Raw genomic sequence first — 17,763 nt, forward strand, 5'->3', positions numbered from 1 at the left:
ATAGTTCTACTATCTGTTAACTATTGTCAACCGCTGGAGAGATCTCAGGCGGATGGTGGGTCCGAGTGGTCAGTGGGTACGGCCGGGGGCCATCCAGCAGGCGACCTGAGCGTCTTTGGTTGCGGGGAGGATCGGAAGAGGAGTGGAGTGGCAGGCCTCGGCGCCGTTGCCGTTGGCTACTAGTTGGCAGCGGGGGTGGAAGCGGCAGCCGGTGGGGATTCGGGTCGGGTCCGGCGGTTCGCCGCTCAGCACGATCCGCTGCGGCGACTCGGGGAGGACCGAGAGCAGTGCCTGGGTGTACGGGTGCCGCGGGTTGGTGAGGACGTCCTCGGTGGGGCCGGATTCGACGATGCGGCCGAGGTACATGACGGCGACGCGGTCGGCGATGTTCCAGGCGAGGCCCAGGTCGTGGGTGACGACCAACGCGGACAGGCCGAGGTCGTCCCGCAGGCGCAGCAGTAGCGCAAGGATCTCGCCGCGTACGGACGCATCGAGCGAGGCGACGGGCTCATCCGCAATGAGCACGCGGGGGTCCAATGCCAACGCGCCGGCGATGACCACGCGCTGACGCTGACCACCCGAGAGCTCATGTGGGTATCGCAGGAAGAACCGTTCAGGCGGACGCAATCCAGCCCTCGACAACGCGGAAGCGACCACCGCTTCCTCGTCCGGCAGCCCGTGAATCCGCGGGCCTTCGGCAACGGCCTCGTACACGGTCTGCCGCGGATTGAGCGAGCCCATCGGATCTTGCAGCACCAACTGAACCTGCCGACGGAAGGCCCGGAGCCGGCGACCCGAGTAGTTCAGCGGGATTCCGTCGTACGACACCTGGCCGCTGGTCGGACGTTCAAGACCGAGGAGCGTACGGGCGAGAGTGGTCTTGCCGCAGCCGGATTCACCGACCAGGGCTACGATCTCACCGCCGCCGACGGACAGGTTGACACCGTCGACCGCGCGAGCCCGCCGACCGCCGCGACCGGGGAACTCCACCACGAGGTCTTGCGCTTCAAGCATGCTCCGCCCCCACTCGCACACACGCCGCCTGCCGATCGGCACCAGCCGGGCGAAGCTCGACATCATCGGTCGCGCAACTCTCGAGCGCGACCGGGCACCGCGGATGGAACGAGCACCCACCGGGCAACTGCTGGGGATCCGGCGGATCGCCAGCGAGCCCTCGGGGCGCAAGCCGCGACGCCGGATCACCGACCGTCGGGAACGCAGCAGCCAGCGCCTGACTGTAGGGATGCTCGAAGGAGCCCGACGAAGGACCGAGCTCGACCAGACGACCGGCGTACATCACGGCCAAGCGATCACACACGTCAGCCAGCACCGACAGATCGTGCGAGATCATCAGCAGTGAGATGCCGTGCTCGGCGATCAGTTGCTGGATCAGCGTGAGTACCTGCGCCTGCACCATCAGGTCGAGTGCGGTCGTCGGCTCGTCCGCGATGATCAGTTGCGGCGAGCAAGCAAGCGCCATCGCGATCATCACTCGTTGCCGTTGGCCACCACTCAGCTCGTGCGGATAGCTGCGGGATCGCCAGGCCGGCAGACCGACCTGCGCCAGCAACTCCCGCACCTTTGAGGCAGCCTGCGCGCCCGAAGCCAGCCGATGCACGAGCAACGGCTCCGCGATCTGATCACCGATCCGCTGTACCGGGTTCAGCCCGTGCTGCGCACCCTGAAACACGATCGACGCCGACGACCACCGCACGGCCCGCAACCGCCCCCACGTCATCGCCAGCACGTCCTCGCCGTCCAGCAACACCCGCCCGGACACAGCAGCCGACCGCGGCAGCAACCGCAGCAACGCGAGCGCGACCGAAGACTTCCCCGACCCCGATTCCCCCGCCAGCCCAACTGCCTCACCGGCCGCAAGCGACAGCGAAACACCGCGTACGGCGGGAACATCGCCGGATGGCAGGCGATACGTCACGCACAACTCATCCAAAGTGAGCATCACACCGCCCTGGTCCGGAGCCGGGGATTGAGTACGGTCTCCAAAGCCCTGCCACACAAGGTGAACGCCATCACCACGATCACGATGCACAGACCGGGCACGAGGATGTACCACCACGCTCCCGCGGTCGCCGCACCCCAGTCGTACGAGCCGCGCAGCATCGTCCCCCACGAGGTCTTGTTCGCACTCACGCCGAGGAACGCCAGCGTCGACTCGGTCACGATCGCGCTCGCCACCTCCAGCGTCGTACTTGCCAACAGCAACGGTGCGACGTTCGGCAGCACATGCCGGGTGGTGATGTGCCAGTGCCCAGCGCCGAGCGCCAACGACCTTTCGATGTACGGGCGTGCCTCGACAGCCAGCGTCTGCGCCCGGATCAACCGTGCCGTCGACGGCCAGGACGTCACGCCGATCGCCACGATGATCGTCGCCGTCGAACCACCGAGAATCGCGGCCAGCACCAACGCGGTGACCAACGACGGCAGCACCAGGAACCAGTCGGTCACGCGCAACACCACAGCACCGATCCACCGCCGGAAGTGCCCGGCCGCGATCCCGAGCACGGTCCCGATCACCATGCTCAGCAGCGCCGCGAGGAATCCGATCAGCAGCGAGGTCCGCGAACCCCACCAGATCATCAGCAGGATCGAACGCCCGGACTCGTCGGTCCCGAGCGGATCGTCGAGACTCGGCGGCGCCATCTTCGCCCGCGTCCCGCTGACCACGTTGGTCACACCGGCGTCGATGAACAGCGGCGCGATCAACGCCAGTACGACGGCCAACGCAAGGATCACGAGTCCCGCAATCCCGGCTCGATGGGTACGGAAGTCGGCCCAGAAACGCGACGCCGCCCGGCGACGGCGTACCCACGTCACGCTGCTCATGCGGACCTCACCCGTGGATCGAGGATGTGATAGACCACGTCCGCCAGCGTGTTCATCAGGATCACCGACACCGTGATCAGCAGGAACGTCCCCTGCATCAGCGTGAAGTCCGGCACCCGGATCGCCTCGTAGAACAACTGCCCGAGCCCCGGCCAACTGAAGATCGCCTCGACCGTCACCGCGCCGCCGACCACGAACCCGATCCGCATGAACACCAGCGTCACCGTCGGCAGCAGCGCGTTCGGTACGGCGTGCTTCCGCCGGATCTCGTCGTCCCGCAGGCCTTTCGCCCGGGCCGTGGTGATGTAGTCCTGCCCGACCTCGTCCAGCACCGACGACCGCATCACCAGCAGGTACTGCGCATACACGACCGCGACCAGCGTCAGACACGGCAACACCATGTGCTGCGCGACATCCAGTACGCCGGCGAACCCGTCCGGCTTGTCGACACTCGAACTCCCCCGGGTCGGGAAGATGCCCGGAATCGGTCCGACCCCGGCCGCGAACACCATCAGCAGAAGCAGTCCGAGCCAGAACGTCGGCACCGACCACAACACCAGCGAGATCGCGGTGGAGACCTTGTCGAACCGGCTCCCCGGCTTCCACCCGGCACGGGCGCCCTGCCAGATTCCCAGGCTGACGGCCAGCACCAGCGCCGTACCGGTGAGCAGCAGGGTCGACCCGATCCGCTCGCCGATCAGGTCGACCACCGGCCGCTTGTACTCGTACGAAACCCCGAGGTCGAACTGCAGGGTCTGCTTCACGAAATGCAGGAACTGCTCCGGGATCGACTTGTCCAGACCGAGCCGGGCGCGTTCCAGATCGAGCTGCTCGGGCGTCATGTTGCGCCCCTGCGCGAGGGCCCGGACCGGGTCGCCCGGCAGCATCCGGAACAGGAAGAACGTCGCGATGATCACCATCGCGATGCTGAGCAGAGCCCCACCCACCTTGGCCGCTGCGTAGCGCAGCAGACCATTGCGGGCAGGGGTCTCCTCAGGTGCCTCTAGGGTGACCGTCATTCGCGCTCGTCAGCAGCGCCCTGTCGGCGCCGGGAGAGGAAGAACCCACCGATCGCGAGTACGACAACCGCTCCCGCGATCCCCGCGATCAGTCCGGTGTTCGACCCGCCGCCGCTGTCGGCCGACGCGCCGTCCTTCGACACCGCCTCCAGCGTGTAGAACGGCCAGTAGCCGGAACCGCCGTACAGCAGGCCCTTGTCCTCGGGAATCGGCGTGATGCTGGCGATCCGGTCCTTGCGGTAGCCCTCTAGGTCGTTCGGGTAGTACAGCGCGATCACCGGTGCGTCGGTGTACAGCCGCTCCTCCATCTTCTTGATGGTGTCGGCGCGCTTGGTCCGGTCGAGCTCCTTCTGCTGCTCCTTGTAGAGGCCCTCGTACTGCGGGTCGCAGTAGAACGACTCGGTTCCGCCACCCTCGCCGGTGGCCGTGGGACGCCGGCTGCACAGGTGCGTGGCGAGCACCTCCTCCGGATCCGGGTTCACCGACCAGCCGCTGATCGCGATGTCGAACAGTGCCGTCGTACCGGTCTCCTCGGTGAACTTGCTGGAGTCGAGCCGCTTGGTGGTCAGCGTGATCCCGATGTCCTTGAACCAGCCGGTCAGGTACTCGGCCAGCTTGTCCTCGATCGGGGTGTCGGTGTGAATGCTGAACCGGAACTGCAGTTTCCGCGATCCGTCCGGCATCGTCCGTACGCCGTCCGGCCCCTTCTTGTACCCGGCGTCGTCCAGGATCTTGTTGGCCTTGGCAACGTCGTACGAGATCTTCTGGTCGCCGCTCGCCTCCCAGAAGAAGTCCTTGTACAGCGGCGGAATGATCGAACCGTCCGCCGGTTTCGCCAGCCCGTTCTGCACCTCGTCGACCAGCTTCTGCTTGTCGATCGCGTAGTGCAGAGCCGTGCGTACGCGCGGATCCTTCAAGGCCGGATGCCCGTCACCGATCGGCTTGTTGTCGCTCGTGGTGGCGCCGTGGTTGATCTGCAGGTACGTCGCCCGCCGGCCCTGCGTGTTCCACTCGACGATGTTGTCGTCGCCCTTCAACGACTCGAAGTCCGGCGGGTTGAGCCGGCCGATCAGGTCGATGTCGCCCTTCTTCAGGCCGACGATCGAGGCGGCCGGGTTGTCGTAGAAGATCACCTGCAACTCGTCGATCTTTGGGCGGCCGCGCCAGTAGTCCGGGTTCGCCTCGAGCCGGACGAACTGGTCCTTCTTGTGCTCGACGGCGACGTACGGACCGCTGCCCACCGTCGGGTACACCTCGGCGTCGTACTTGCCGATGTCCTTGACCTTCTCCCAGACATGCTTCGGCATGATCGGGACCGGGTTGTCGAGCATCGACGCCTGCGGGGCCTTGAGCTTGATGGTCAACTCCTGGCCGTTCGCGGTGACGCTGGCGAAGTTCTCCACCGCCGGGCCGTTGCCGGTCTTGGCGGCATCGTTGGTCATCATCGTGTTGAACGTCCAGGCCGCGTCATCGGCTGTGATCGGCTGCCCGTCCGACCACTTCGCCTGCCGGATCTTGAAGGTCCAGGTCAGCCCGTCCGCCGACGTCGTCCAGGACTCGGCCAGGTCTGGACTCGGCTGCAACGTCTTGGAGTCCGGCACGGTCAGGAAGCCGTAGATCATCCGCTGGATCGACCCGGTCACCAGTCGCACCGCCAGGAACGGGTTCATCGAGTCGACCGACTGCGTCACCCCGATCTTGATCACTTTCCGCGCCGGATCCGCGGCCTGCGCCGTACCCGGTACGAGCGCAAGCAGGCACATGGCCGCCCCCGCCGCCAACAGCTTCCTGAGCATCGAGCCCCACCTTCCCCAGCTAGAAGTGTTGGGGAAGAAACCACACCAGCAACCCCACCCCTGTCAACGAAATACCACCGATTGACACATTTAAGTAACCTTCTAACCTGCCACGCGGTGATCGAAGGTGGGCGTGGCCGATCCACACGTGCCACAGGCGCTCACTCCTCAGACGCGCCCGCTTCGCGACGGCCTCGGCGCCGCGCGTGGAACCGACGGAGCTCGGCGCACTGACCAGAACCCCGGGAAAGGTCGCGTCAGGTCCCTCTGTCTGTGCGGTGCGCGTCCGCCAGCTCCTCGACAAACGGGATCTTGGTGACGCAGTGCTGGTATTGAACGGAGGCCTCCTCCACCGAGATCTTCCCGAATTGGAGAGACGTCAGCACACCCTCGAGTTCGGTATTGCATATCTCCGCAGCACTGACTTGGGCCGCCACGTCGTGAGACTTACTCAGATTGCTTGAAATCGCCGCGATCAAGGACACGATCAACGCGGCGACGCAGAGCGGCCGCCAAACACTTGCGGCACTGCCGAGGGAAAGCTCCTCTTTCAGGGCGTTGGTGAACGGCGCGCCACCCAAGGCGGGACCTCCCACGAGCACAGCCGCCGTCGCACTGCTGACAACACTGATGTTGACCAGCCGATTACGGCGTGGCCGGGCTGCGTGCAGGAAGGTCGCGATACCCGCCCGCCGAGCTTCGATTTGCGTCCGCAACTCCGTGCGGACAGCGGAATCATCGGTCATCCCGCGCCCCCTGCCTCCCCGAGCCACCAGATCCGCGATCAATGGCGGCCAGCGCATGGTGGCAGGTCGTGCAGTAGTCGCAGAGCCGGCGATGATGGCTCCGTCTTAGCTGCGAGTCTGGCACTTGCCGTCAGTTTCCGCCAGCTAATTAGCTGCGTAAACCGGATTCACGCTCACCGCGCCGGGTAATACCTCGGGAACACATTCCAGAGAGCTACGCACAGTACTTATTGCGCCTTTGTGCATGCGGCCAAACACTTTAGGTAGAGCTCGGTCAAGTGTTTGCTGCATGATTTCTCAACAATTAGCTGCGAGCACATGTCGGCCCACCTCCACCCGTCGCCGCGGCCGGATCACCGGGATGCGCTGGCCAAGCACTCGCTCGCGGGCGGTAGCCCGCAACTCGCCGGCGACAGCCGGCAACACCGGCGGTAGCCGGGGCGGGTGGGAGCGGGCGTAGCTGGCGCGTTGAGGAGCGTAGCGACGAGCGAGAGTGCCTGCGCAGCACGCGTGGGGCGGGCAGCTTCCACCACTCAAGACACGCCCATGGCCGCTTGACTACACGGGTGTGTAGTAGTTTGCTTTTGTGTGTAGTGGGAGGAGTTGGGATGGATCGGTCGGTTGAGGATTTGACTGCTCGGGCTCGGATTCGGGATGCCGCGATTCGGTTGTTCGGGGAGCGTGGGATCGAGGGTGCCTCGATTCGGGATATTGCCGGCGAGGCCGGGGTTTCGTCGGGGCTTGTGCGGCATCACTTCGGGTCGAAGGAGGCGCTGCGTGAGTTTTGCGACCAGTACGCGCGGGACCGGATGCTCGAGATCGGCCAGGAGATCACCGACGCGGCCGGGGTCGCCGGGCTCGATCCGACCACGATGCATCCGCGCGTCTTCCCGCTGCAGCTGTATCTGGTCCGCTCGATGATGGACGGCTCCGAGACCGCGACCGCGCTCTTTCTCGAGGCGGTCGACTCGGTCGAGCTGTGGAGCAAGAGCTACGGCATCGAGCCGACGGACCGGCGCGCGTACGCCGCCGCGCTGGCCGCGATCAAGCTCAGCGTCTTCGTCTTCCGCGACCAGGTCTCCAAGGCACTCGGCGAGGACATCACCTCGCCGGAGGGATACGCCCGGATCGGCAAGGGCCTGATGGAGGTCTTCAGCATTCCGCTGATCTCACCGGAACAAGCAGAACAACTACGCAGACAACAGGAGAAGTGATCATGCCGGCTGCGATCAGCACGGAAGGTCTGGTCAAGACATTCGGGCGTACTCGCGCCCTGGACGGCCTCGATCTCGAGGTGCGGACCGGCGAGGTGCATGGCTTCCTCGGGCCGAACGGCGCGGGCAAGACGACGACGATCCGAGTCCTGCTCGGGCTGTCCCGCGCAACCTCTGGTACGGCGCGGTTGCTGGACGGTGACCCGTGGTCGGACGCGACCGACCTGCACCGCCGGCTCGCGTATGTACCGGGCGACGTGACGCTGTGGCCGAATCTCTCCGGCGGCGAAGCGATCGACCTCCTCGGCCGGATGCGCGGCGGCGTGGACAAGAAGCGCAAGGCCGAGTTGCTCGAGCGGTTCGATCTCGACCCGCGGAAGAAGGCCCGCACCTACTCCAAGGGCAACCGGCAGAAGGTCGCACTGGTTTCGGCGTTGGCCTCTGATGTCGAACTGCTGCTGCTGGACGAGCCCACCAGCGGGTTGGACCCGTTGATGGAGGAGGTGTTCCGCGAGGTCATCCAAGAGGTGAGCGACCGCGAGGGACGGACCGTCCTGCTCTCCAGCCACATCCTGTCCGAGGTCGAGGCGCTCTGCGATCGGGTCACGATCATCCGGGCCGGGCGGTCGGTCGAGAGCGGCACGCTGTCCGAGCTGCGGCACCTGACACGTACGTCGATCCAGGCCGAGCTGGTCGGCCCGATGGACGGCCTGTCCACGCTGACCGGCGTCCACGACCTCACCGAGGACGACGGGCGGGTCCGGTTCGACGTGGACACGGACGAGATCAACCCGGTGCTGCGCCGGCTGACGGAGATCGGCGTACGGAGTCTGGTCAGTCAGCCGCCGTCGCTCGAGGAGCTGTTCCTGCGGCTCTACGAGCCCGAGGAGGTCGCAGCGAAATGAAGACACTCGCTGGTACCGGCAAGCTGATCCGGCTGATCCTTCGCCGGGACCGGATCGTGCTGCCGCTGTGGATCGTGCTGCTGGTGGCGATCTCGGTCAGCTACGTGCAGTCGTACGGCGACCTGTTCCCGACGCCGGAGTCCCGGGTCAAGTATGCGAGCAACGCCGGCTTCATCACCCTGTACGGCGAACTGCACGGCACCAGCCTGGGTGAGTTCGTCACCTGGCGACTCGGATTCGTCCCGGTGATGATCGGGCTGATCAGCCTGCTCACGGTGATCCGGCACACCCGGGTCGAGGAGGAGACCGGGCGGCGCGAGTTGCTCGGGTCGAGTGTCGTCGGACGCCATGCCCAGTTGGCCGCCGCCCTGCTGACGGTCGTCGGTGCGAACCTCGTCCTCGCCGTACTGCTTGCCTTCGGCATGCACAGCCAGGACCTGCCCTGGGCCGGATCTGTTGCCATCGGCATCGAGTACGCCGGCACCGGAATGCTCTTCGCCGCAGTAGGCGCGGTGGCCGCCCAGCTGACTGCCAGCGCGGGGACGGCGAGAGGGATCGCGATCAGCGTGCTCGGCGCGGCGTACGTACTGCGAGCAGCCGGCGACACCAGCGAACACACCAACGGACCGCTCGCCTGGCTGTCGTGGCTGTCCCCGATCGCTTGGGCACAACGGATTCGTCCGTACGGCGCCAACCAGTGGTGGCTCGCGGTTCTGGTGCTCGCGGCAACCGTCGTACTCGTTGCCGTTGCCATCTATCTGTCCGTACGACGAGATGTCGGCGCCGGCCTGTTGCCGGCTAGACCGGGGCCGGCGGAAGGGTCCCTCGGTTCACCGCTGGCGTTGGCCTGGCGGTTGCACCGGGGGCTGCTGGCTGCCTGGATGCTCGGATTCGCCCTGCTGGGCTTGCTGTTCGGCGGTGTCGCGAAGGGCGTCGGCGATCTGATGCGGGACGATCCGAAGATCCAGGAGACGTTCCAGCGGCTCGGTGGGTCGGCCGGTCTGATCGACTCGTACCTGGCCGGGGTGATGACGATCGTCGGGTTGATCGCGTCGGCGTACGCGGTCCAGGCGACGCTGCGGTTGCGGGCCGAGGAGTCCGCCGGCCGGGTCGAGCCGGTGCTCGCCACTGCGACCAGCCGGCTGCAGTGGGCCGGGAGCCATCTTGCCTTCAGCCTGCTGGGTCCGGCGCTGGCCCTGCTCGCGGCCGGTGTGGCCGAGGGACTCGCGTACGGAGCCGCGATCGATGATGTAGGTGGGCAGTTGCCCCGACTGATCGGTGCGTCGCTGGCACAGCTCCCGGCGGTCTGGGTGCTGGCGGCGATCGCCCTGGCGCTCTTCGGACTGTTCCCACGCCTGTCCCCGGTCGCATGGGCCGGTCCGGCGTTCTGCCTACTGATCGGCCTGGTCAGCGCCGGCGTGGACCTGGCCGACTGGGTGCGGGACATCTCACCGTTCAGTCATCTTCCCCAGCTCCCAGGCGGTACGACGTCAGCCGGCCCGCTGATCACCCTCCTCGTGATCGCCGCCGTACTGGCTCTCGCCGGACTGGTCGGACTGCGCCGACGGGATATGCCGGTCGGATAGGTGTCGAGGGCAGGGGTACCGGTTCCGACGTCTCTGCTGAAAGGAGATAGTCATGACCGACGTATCAGCATCACCCCTGCCCACGACCGTGGATCGGGCCACCTTCCAGGCCGAGCTCGACGAGCTGCGGGTCCGGGAGAAAGCGCACAGCCGCGAGCAGGATGCGATCTCGGCGGCCCGGCGCCGGTTACCGATGGTCGAGGTCGACGCCGGCATCACGGTGACCGGACCGGACGGGCCGGTCACCCTGCTCGACGCGTTCGAGGGCCGCAAGCAACTGATCGCCTACTACTACATGTGGCACGAGGGACACCCCGCCGCCGAACAATGCCCCGGCTGCACCTGGTGCAACGGCGCCGTCGGCGAACTGTCGTACCTGCACTCGCGCGACATCACGTACGCCGTCTTCTGCCAGGGACCGTACGACGAGAGCCGGCGCTACCGCGATTTCATGGGCTGGACGATGCCCTGGTACTCGGGCGTGGGTTCACTCGAGCAACTGCTCGTCGGCCGGAACATCGGCCAGATGTACCTGGTCTCGTACATCCGCGAGGGTGACCGGGTGTTCGAGACCTACTGGACCACGCTGCGCGGTGTCGAGGTGATGGACAACAGCTACCACCTGATCGACCTGACCGTGTACGGGCGCCAGGAGGAGTACGAGGACTCGCCCGACGGCTGGCCGCAGGGCTTCGGCGTGAACGAGCACATCCTGGTCACCAACGGCCGGCCGATCGCGCAGTGGCCACGGATCGAGGCCGGCCGCTCGGACGACCTCAGCGCCGGGCGCTAGGCCTCAGCGCCGGGCGTTGGGCTCAGCGAGGGGCGTTGGGCTCAGCGACGGGCGTTCCGGGACCAGATGAACGCATAGACCCCGAAGGCAGCGAAGCCGACGGCGAGGATGGTGAGCAGCACAGATCCGAACGGCTGCTCCTTGACCGTGTGCAGCGCGGTGTCCAGACCGCCGGCTTTCTGCGGGTCGTAGTCGATCGCCGCCCAGCCGAACAGCACACCGACCACAATCAGCGCGGTGCCCTTGGCGGCGTACCCGATCTGACCGACCAGGATCGTGCCGTCCGGGACACCGGCGGTCAGGTCCTCGGTGAACTTCTTCGTGATGGCCTTGTAGATCTGGTAGACCCCGATCCCGATGATCACCAGACCGACCACGACGATCAGCACCCGGCCGGGGCCGTGCGCCATCACCTTGGCGGTGAGCGACTTCTGTCCTCCGCTGCCCGAGCTGCCGGACCCTACCGCGATCTTGACCGCGCTGATGCCGAGCACCAGATACACGATTCCCCGGCCGGCCGCCGACACCTTCTTCTCCAGGTCCAGGTCGCCGTACGCGAGCTCGAGCCCGCGCCAGATCACCAGCGCGAACAGCCCGATCGCGACGATCCAGAGCAGTACGCCGCCGAGTGGCTTACTGGCCAGTTCTTGGAGGGCACCCTGCTGGGACGCCTCTTGCGACGACTGGCCCCACGCCAGTTGCAGTGCGATCCACGCGATCAGGAGGTGGATCACGCCGTACGCGATCAGCCCGACGGTGATCCCGACGCCGTACGACTGGCTGTGCCTCACTTGCTGAGCGGACTTCATCCCTCCCCTGTGCCCAGGAGGAGGCCGCCGTACGCGCTACGCGGAGACGGGCGCGGTGGCCTCACGGTCGGCTTCGTCGATGTCGCCGTACTCGCCGGAGCGGTAGGCGCGGCGGCCGAGGGTCCAGACGTAGGTGATGAAGGCGAGCTCGGCCAGGATGCCGATGGCGATCCGGACCGGGCCGGGCAGGAACGGCGTGACGAAGGCTTCGATCACGCCGGTGAGCAGGAGGACGGCGGCCAGGCCGATCGCCATCCCGACGGTGGCACGGCCGGTTTGGGCGAGGGCCTGCATCCTGGTCCGCGGGCCGGGGGCGATCCAGGCCCAGCCGAGGCGGAGTCCGGCCGCGGAGGCGACGAAGACGGAGGTCAGCTCGAGCAGCCCGTGCGGCGTGATCAGGCTGAAGAACAGGCCGCCCTTGTCGTTGCTGATCATCAGGCCGGCGCTGACGCCCAGGTTGAGGGCGTTGTCCCAGAGGATGAAGACCGACGGGATCAGCAGAATACCGAGCGCGAGAGCGGCAGCACTCAGGGTGGCGTTGTTGATCCAGACCCGGAGCGCGAAGTCCTGGGCCGGGTTCTCCGAGTAGTAGGCCTCGAAGTCATGGTCGACCAGTTGCTGGATCTGGGCCGGCGTACCGATCGAGTCCACGACCTCCGGATGGACGATGATCCGCCAGGCCGACCAGGCCACGACCAGGTAGAACAACAGGCCGATGGTGACCCACCAGCGTCTGGACGCGTAGAGGGCGGCCGGGAAGCTCACCAGGAAGTACTTCGAGATGTCACGCCAGACGGGTGCCTGCGCACCGGTCACTGCACCACGCGCGTCGGCGATCAGGCCCGAGAGCCGCCCGATTGAGACTGGGTCCGCACCGGCGGCCCTGAGGGCAGCCAGGTGCGTGCCGACACGCTGGTAGAGGGTGACGAGTTCTTCCGCCTCCGCACCGGTCAGGCGGCGCTGCCGGCGAGTCAGGTACGCCAGCCGGTCCCACTGCGGCTGATGCACCGACACGAACGCCTCGACATCCACAGCCGCACCTCCTCCTCTGCTGGCTCCTCGCGCTGGCAGACTAGCCCGACGCGGTGTCTATGCAGGGTCTATGCAGGAGGGGGGTGACGGAGTGTCTCAGCTGGTCACGGGCGAGGCGGTTGTCCTCCAGGTGCGGATCGCCCGGATGCCTACCCGGGCGCTGGCGTGTGCGATCGACGTACTGCTGCAGGGGATCGTCTTGGTCGTCCTGATCTCGCTGCTGGCCGGGTTCCTGCTCGGCGGGGAGGCGAGTGACGCTCTCGCGGGCGCGCTGATCTTCATCGTCGTACTGGTCGTCATGCTCGGCTACCGGGTGGTGATGGAGACCCTGACCCGCGGGCGGACGCTCGGGAAGATGGTGCTCGGCCTGAAGGTGGTGCGCGACGACGGCAGCTCGATCCGGTTCCGGCACGCGCTGGTGCGGACGCTGCTGTGGTTCTTCGTCGACTTCGCGCCGTGGTTCGCGGCGAGTCCGGGGATCGTGGCGAGCCTGATGAACAAGCAGGGCAAGCGGATCGGGGACATGGTCGCCGGTACGGTCGTCATCCGCGAACGGCACCAGCCGATGGCATCGCCACCGCTGTTCGTGCCCGGGCATCTGGTCCAGTGGGCGCAGTCGCTGGAGCTCTCGCGCCTGTCCGACGACCTGGCCAACGCCTCCCGCGACTACCTCGCCCGCTACACCGAACTGCAGCCGGACGCCCGCATCGCGCTGGGAGACGCGCTGGCCACCCGGGTCGGCCAGGTCACTGCGCCAGTCCCCCCGGTCCCGCTGATCGCCCCGGCGTACCTGTCTGCCGTCCTGGCCGAACGCCGCCGCCGCGAACTGAACCGCCTGGCCACAGCCCGCCCCGCGACCACGCACTACGCGATCCCGACGGGCCCCTTCGCGCCACCGAGCCCGTACGGTCCCCAAGCGCCGGTAGCGCCACCGGGGCCGTTCGCCGTACCCGCACCGGTCGCCGCGTCACGCCCAGCCACCGTCAACCCGCAGGGCTGGGCCGCGCCAGGCAGCAACGACTCCACCCAGTGGTTCTAGCCAAAGACAAGCGCCCCACAGGTGGGGCTGTGGGGCGCTTGTTGTGGGGGGATCAGTAGCGGTAGTGCTCCGACTTGTACGGACCCTCTACCGGTACGCCGAGGTAGGCCGACTGCTCCTTGGAGAGCTCGGTCAGCTTCACACCCAGCGCGTCGAGGTGCAGGCGGGCGACCATCTCGTCGAGGTGCTTGGGGAGCACGTAGACCTCGGTCGGGTAATCGGCCGTCTTCACGAACAGCTCGATCTGGGCGAGCACCTGGTTGGTGAAGGAGTTCGACATCACGAACGACGGGTGCCCGGTCGCGTTGCCCAGGTTCAGCAGGCGGCCCTCGGACAAGATGATGATGGTGTGACCGTCCGGGAACCGGAACTCGTCGACCTGCGGCTTGATGTTGACCCGCTCGATGCCGGCGGTCTTGTACAGCCCGGCCATGTCGATCTCGTTGTCGAAGTGACCGATGTTGCCGACGATCGCCTGGTGCTTCATCGCGGCCATGTGGTCGGCGGTGATGACGTCCTTGTTGCCGGTGGTGGTGACGAAGATGTCACCGATCCCGACGACCTCGTCCAGCGTGGTCACCTGGTAGCCGTCCATCGCGGCCTGCAGTGCGCAGATCGGGTCGATCTCGGTCACGATCACCCGGGCGCCCTGGCCCCGCAGCGACTCCGAGCAGCCCTTGCCGACATCGCCGTACCCACACACGACGGCGACCTTGCCGCCGATCAGTACGTCGGTGGCCCGGTTGATGCCGTCGATCAGCGAGTGCCGGCAGCCGTACTTGTTGTCGAACTTCGACTTGGTCACCGAATCGTTCACGTTGATCGCCGGGAACAGCAGCGCGCCGGCCTTGTGCATCTCGTACAGCCGGTGCACACCGGTGGTGGTCTCTTCGGTGACACCCTTGATGCCGCGGCCGACCGTCGTCCACAGCTGCGGCTCCTCCTGCAGCGTGCGGGTCAGCAGCTTCAGGACGACGGCGTACTCCTCGGAGTCCGCGGTCGACGGGTCCGGGACGGCGCCGGCCTTCTCGAACTCGGTGCCCTTGTGGACGAGCATGGTGGCGTCGCCGCCGTCGTCCAGGATCATGTTCGGGCCTTCTTCACCCGGCCACTTCAGCGCCTGCTCGGTGCACCACCAGTACTCCTCCAGCGTCTCGCCCTTCCAGGCGAACACGGGGACACCGGCGGGAGCGTCGGCCGAGCCGTCCGGGCCGACGACGACCGCGGCGGCCGCGTGGTCCTGGGTGGAGAAGATGTTGCAGGAGACCCAGCGCACCTCGGCGCCGAGCGCGGTCAGCGTCTCGATCAGCACCGCGGTCTGGATCGTCATGTGCAGCGAGCCCATGATCCGCGCGCCGGCCAGCGGCTTGCTCTCGCCGTACTGCGCCCGCATCGCCATCAGGCCGGGCATCTCGTGCTCGGCCAGCCGGATCTCCTTGCGGCCGAACTCGGCCAGACCGAGGTCCGCCACCTTGTAGTCGAAGGTCATACCGCTCCTGCTCCCCTGAAGACTGTGAATTGCTTCCTGCCTGCCAGAGCCTAGAGCGCCGAGCACAGTGGTTTGATCGCCTGAGAGGCGATTCTGACACTGAAATGTCAAGATTGATGTCATGCGCATCACCGAGGCCGCCCGCCGACTGGGTACCACCCCGCGCATGCTGCGCTATCGAGAGGCCCTGGGCCTGCTCCCGCGCTCGCGTGCCGGGCAGACCGCACAACGCCAGTACGACGACCGCGACCTCGCCGCCGTCCAGCTGGCACTCGATCTCGAACGCCGGTACGACGTGACTCCGGCCGCGCTGGCGTTCGCCCTCAGAGCCCTGGCCGAGCCGTCCGTGGCCGCGGACCTCCGCAACCTCGGCTACCGCACCGGCCGCCTCACCACCCCGCCCACCCAGTCCCAGATCGACCGCGACAGGGCCCTCCGGTGGCTGGGACGGTCGGGTGTGCTTCCACCCAAACCGCGCTGACCTGATTCCTCCGCGCAAAGACGGGTACCGTTCAAGTATCTTCAGCTGCCCCAGCCCTTGGCCGCATTCCTACGAAGTAGACCGGGACGTCGACCATGACTTCAGCGACAGCTTCCGAAACTTCGCCTCCGGGCGAGTTCCAGCCCGTTGGTGGCCGCCTCGAGCGCGGACTCATCTGGGTGTTCATAGTCCTGCCGACGCTCGCGCTGGTGCCGGCGATCTTCTTCGCCTGGGGCGGCTGGATCGGCTGGCACGACATCGTCCTGCTGGTCGTGTTCTACGCGATCACCACGACCGGGATCGGCGTCGGCTATCACCGCTGCTTCACCCACGGCGCGTTCAAGAGCAGGCGGGGGCTGAAGATCGCACTCGCCATCGCCGGCAGCCTGGCGCTCGAAGGACCGGTCATCCGCTGGGTGGCCGACCATCGCAAGCACCACAAGTTCTCCGACCGCGACGGCGACCCACACTCACCGTGGCGCTACGGCACCACCCCGTGGGCGGTGACCAAGGGCTTCATCTTCGCGCACGCCGGCTGGGTGCTCTGGGGTGACGACCGGGCCGAGCCCAGGCACTACGCACCGGACCTGATGAACGACCCCGACATGGCCGCGATCTCGCGGCAGTTCCGCGCGCTGGCGGCGATCTCGCTGCTCGCACCGGCACTCATCGGCGGGCTCTGGGACCGGTCCTGGCAGGGCGCCGCGACCGGATTCTTCTGGGGCACCCTGGTCCGGGTCGCCCTGATGCACCACGTCACGTTCTCGATCAACTCGATCTGTCACGTCACCGGCAAGAAGCCGTTCGAGGCGCGCGACCGATCCGGGAACGTCTGGTGGCTGGCGATCCTCAGCCAGGGCGAGTCCTGGCACAACCTCCACCACGCCGACCCGACGTGCGCACGCCACGGCGTCCTCAGAGGTCAGATCGACATCAACGCCCGCTTGATCAGGTGGTTCGAACGCCTCGGCTGGGCGTACAGCGTCAGATGGCCGGACCAGGCCCGTCTCGGGAAGAAGCTCACCCGAGCCGAGAGCTAGTGCGAAGGAGCCTCGGGAACGGCCGGGCGCTCATCAGGCGTGTAATCGGCGTGGTAGACGTCGGGCTCGAGGTAGATGTGGACCGACATCGGCTCGGCCGCGCGGATGGCGCGCTCGGCGGCGTCGATGGTCTCGGCCACGACGGACGCGTCGGTGGTCGGCTCGACGCCGAGCTTGGCGGCGACCAGCACCTCCTCCGGCCCGAGGTGCAGCGTCTTGATGTGGATCAGCCGCTGTACGCCCGGGGTGTTCTCGATCGCGGCGACGATCTTCTGCTGCGACTCCCGGGTCGCGGACTCACCCAGCAGCAGCGACTTCATCTCGATCGCCAGGAAGATCGCCACACAGACCAGCAGCGCGCCGATCGCCATCGAGCCCAGGCCGTCGAACACACCGTTGCCAGTAGCAAGGGTCAGGACGACACCGATCAGCGCCAGCACCAGACCGGTGAGCGCCGCGAAGTCCTCCAGCAGGATCACCGGTAGCTCCGGCGAACGGGCCTGCCGGATGAACTTGGTCCAGCCGATGTCCCCGCGGATCTTGTTCGCCTCGACGATCGCGGTCCGGAACGAGAACGACTCCATCATGATCGCGACCAGCAGGACGGCGACCGGGACCCACTTCCAGTGCTCGATCGCGTGCGGCTCGTGCACCTTGTGGTAACCCTCGTACAGCGCGAACAGCCCACCGACGCTGAACAGCACGATCGCCACGATGAACGAGTAGACGTAGCGCTCCCGGCCGAACCCGAACTGGTGCAGCTCGTCGGCCTCCCGCTTGGCCCGCTTCGCGCCGACCAGCAGCAGCACCTGGTTACCGGCGTCGGCGAGCGAGTGGATCGCCTCGGCCAGCATCGAGGCCGACTGGGTCAGCGCCCAGGCGGCGAACTTGGTGACCGCGATCCCGGTGTTCGCCAGCAATGCCGCAACCACGGCCTTGTTACCGCCACCAGCCATGTCTCCAGGTCCTC

The 17,763-nt window shown here is 66.9% G+C and carries 17 protein-coding genes; 7 read left to right on the forward strand and 10 right to left on the reverse strand.

The annotated features are described in order from the left end of the window. Window positions 1-69 precede the first annotated feature (69 nt). From AB0L70_RS29010 to AB0L70_RS29035, 6 genes are all read right to left on the reverse strand, one after another. Window positions 70-1,014 carry an ABC transporter ATP-binding protein gene (locus AB0L70_RS29010; RefSeq protein WP_363689642.1) on the reverse strand — a complete coding sequence of 315 codons (945 nt, stop codon included), beginning with the start codon at window positions 1,012-1,014 and terminating at the stop codon, window positions 70-72. Then, on the reverse strand, window positions 1,007-1,936 hold the full coding sequence (locus tag AB0L70_RS29015; RefSeq protein ID WP_363689644.1) for an ABC transporter ATP-binding protein: 930 nt from the start codon (window positions 1,934-1,936) through the stop codon (window positions 1,007-1,009). The genes AB0L70_RS29010 and AB0L70_RS29015 overlap by 8 nt, the downstream gene beginning before the upstream one ends. 23 nt (window positions 1,937-1,959) lie before the next feature. Further along, entirely contained in the window at window positions 1,960-2,844 is an 885-nt protein-coding gene (locus AB0L70_RS29020) for an ABC transporter permease (RefSeq protein ID WP_363689646.1), read from the reverse strand. After that, entirely contained in the window at window positions 2,841-3,863 is a 1,023-nt protein-coding gene (locus AB0L70_RS29025; protein WP_363689648.1) for an ABC transporter permease, read from the reverse strand. Before AB0L70_RS29025 ends, AB0L70_RS29020 begins: the two co-directional genes overlap by 4 nt. Next, the gene (locus tag AB0L70_RS29030; protein WP_363689650.1) at window positions 3,860-5,659 is read right to left on the reverse strand and encodes an ABC transporter substrate-binding protein; all 1,800 of its coding nucleotides are present in this window, start codon (window positions 5,657-5,659) and stop codon (window positions 3,860-3,862) included. The genes AB0L70_RS29025 and AB0L70_RS29030 overlap by 4 nt, the downstream gene beginning before the upstream one ends. A 257-nt stretch (window positions 5,660-5,916) precedes the next feature. After that, on the reverse strand, window positions 5,917-6,405 hold the full coding sequence (locus AB0L70_RS29035) for a hypothetical protein (protein WP_363689652.1): 489 nt from the start codon (window positions 6,403-6,405) through the stop codon (window positions 5,917-5,919). Between the two features lie 608 nt (window positions 6,406-7,013). Here AB0L70_RS29035 and AB0L70_RS29040 point away from each other — a divergent pair. Genes AB0L70_RS29040 through AB0L70_RS29055 form a run of 4 tightly spaced genes read left to right on the forward strand, consistent with a single transcriptional unit; the run spans window position 7,014 to window position 10,903 of the window. Beyond that, complete coding sequence (locus tag AB0L70_RS29040; protein WP_363689654.1) at window positions 7,014-7,619, forward strand: helix-turn-helix domain-containing protein; 606 nt, start codon at window positions 7,014-7,016, stop codon at window positions 7,617-7,619. Window positions 7,620-7,621: 2 nt separating this feature from the next. Continuing rightward, the gene (locus AB0L70_RS29045) at window positions 7,622-8,524 is read left to right on the forward strand and encodes an ABC transporter ATP-binding protein (RefSeq protein WP_363689656.1); all 903 of its coding nucleotides are present in this window, start codon (window positions 7,622-7,624) and stop codon (window positions 8,522-8,524) included. Next, window positions 8,521-10,110 carry an ABC transporter permease gene (locus AB0L70_RS29050; RefSeq protein ID WP_363689658.1) on the forward strand — a complete coding sequence of 530 codons (1,590 nt, stop codon included), beginning with the start codon at window positions 8,521-8,523 and terminating at the stop codon, window positions 10,108-10,110. The genes AB0L70_RS29045 and AB0L70_RS29050 overlap by 4 nt, the downstream gene beginning before the upstream one ends. 52 nt (window positions 10,111-10,162) lie before the next feature. Next, the gene (locus tag AB0L70_RS29055; protein ID WP_363689660.1) at window positions 10,163-10,903 is read left to right on the forward strand and encodes a DUF899 family protein; all 741 of its coding nucleotides are present in this window, start codon (window positions 10,163-10,165) and stop codon (window positions 10,901-10,903) included. A gap of 41 nt (window positions 10,904-10,944) precedes the next feature. Here the strand turns inward: AB0L70_RS29055 and AB0L70_RS29060 are convergent, their stop codons facing one another. Both AB0L70_RS29060 and AB0L70_RS29065 read right to left on the reverse strand, forming a co-directional pair. Next, window positions 10,945-11,694 carry a DUF1206 domain-containing protein gene (locus AB0L70_RS29060; RefSeq protein ID WP_363689661.1) on the reverse strand — a complete coding sequence of 250 codons (750 nt, stop codon included), beginning with the start codon at window positions 11,692-11,694 and terminating at the stop codon, window positions 10,945-10,947. Window positions 11,695-11,748: 54 nt separating this feature from the next. Next, entirely contained in the window at window positions 11,749-12,744 is a 996-nt protein-coding gene (locus tag AB0L70_RS29065) for a stage II sporulation protein M (protein WP_363689663.1), read from the reverse strand. A gap of 91 nt (window positions 12,745-12,835) precedes the next feature. Between AB0L70_RS29065 and AB0L70_RS29070 the strand changes: the two genes are divergently transcribed. Further along, window positions 12,836-13,783: an RDD family protein gene (locus tag AB0L70_RS29070; protein ID WP_363689665.1), complete on the forward strand. Its 948-nt coding sequence runs from the start codon at window positions 12,836-12,838 to the stop codon at window positions 13,781-13,783. Between the two features lie 52 nt (window positions 13,784-13,835). Here AB0L70_RS29070 and ahcY read toward each other — a convergent pair whose 3' ends face one another. Continuing rightward, window positions 13,836-15,272, reverse strand: coding sequence for an adenosylhomocysteinase (ahcY, locus tag AB0L70_RS29075; protein WP_363689667.1), 1,437 nt, complete (start codon window positions 15,270-15,272; stop codon window positions 13,836-13,838). Window positions 15,273-15,393: 121 nt separating this feature from the next. Between ahcY and AB0L70_RS29080 the strand changes: the two genes are divergently transcribed. Then, window positions 15,394-15,753 carry a MerR family transcriptional regulator gene (locus tag AB0L70_RS29080; protein ID WP_363689669.1) on the forward strand — a complete coding sequence of 120 codons (360 nt, stop codon included), beginning with the start codon at window positions 15,394-15,396 and terminating at the stop codon, window positions 15,751-15,753. A 95-nt stretch (window positions 15,754-15,848) separates the two neighbouring features. Continuing rightward, window positions 15,849-16,793, forward strand: coding sequence for a fatty acid desaturase (locus tag AB0L70_RS29085; RefSeq protein WP_363689671.1), 945 nt, complete (start codon window positions 15,849-15,851; stop codon window positions 16,791-16,793). On the opposite strand, the gene AB0L70_RS29090 is transcribed toward AB0L70_RS29085, so the two are convergent. Beyond that, window positions 16,790-17,749 (reverse strand): cation diffusion facilitator family transporter, encoded by a 960-nt coding sequence (locus AB0L70_RS29090; RefSeq protein WP_363689673.1) that lies wholly within the window; start codon window positions 17,747-17,749, stop codon window positions 16,790-16,792. The two genes, AB0L70_RS29085 and AB0L70_RS29090, sit on opposite strands and share 4 nt — an antisense overlap. Between the last annotated feature and the right edge of the window lie 14 nt (window positions 17,750-17,763).

The organism is Kribbella sp. NPDC051952, from assembly GCF_040680855.1.
Lineage (GTDB): Bacteria > Actinomycetota > Actinomycetes > Propionibacteriales > Kribbellaceae > Kribbella.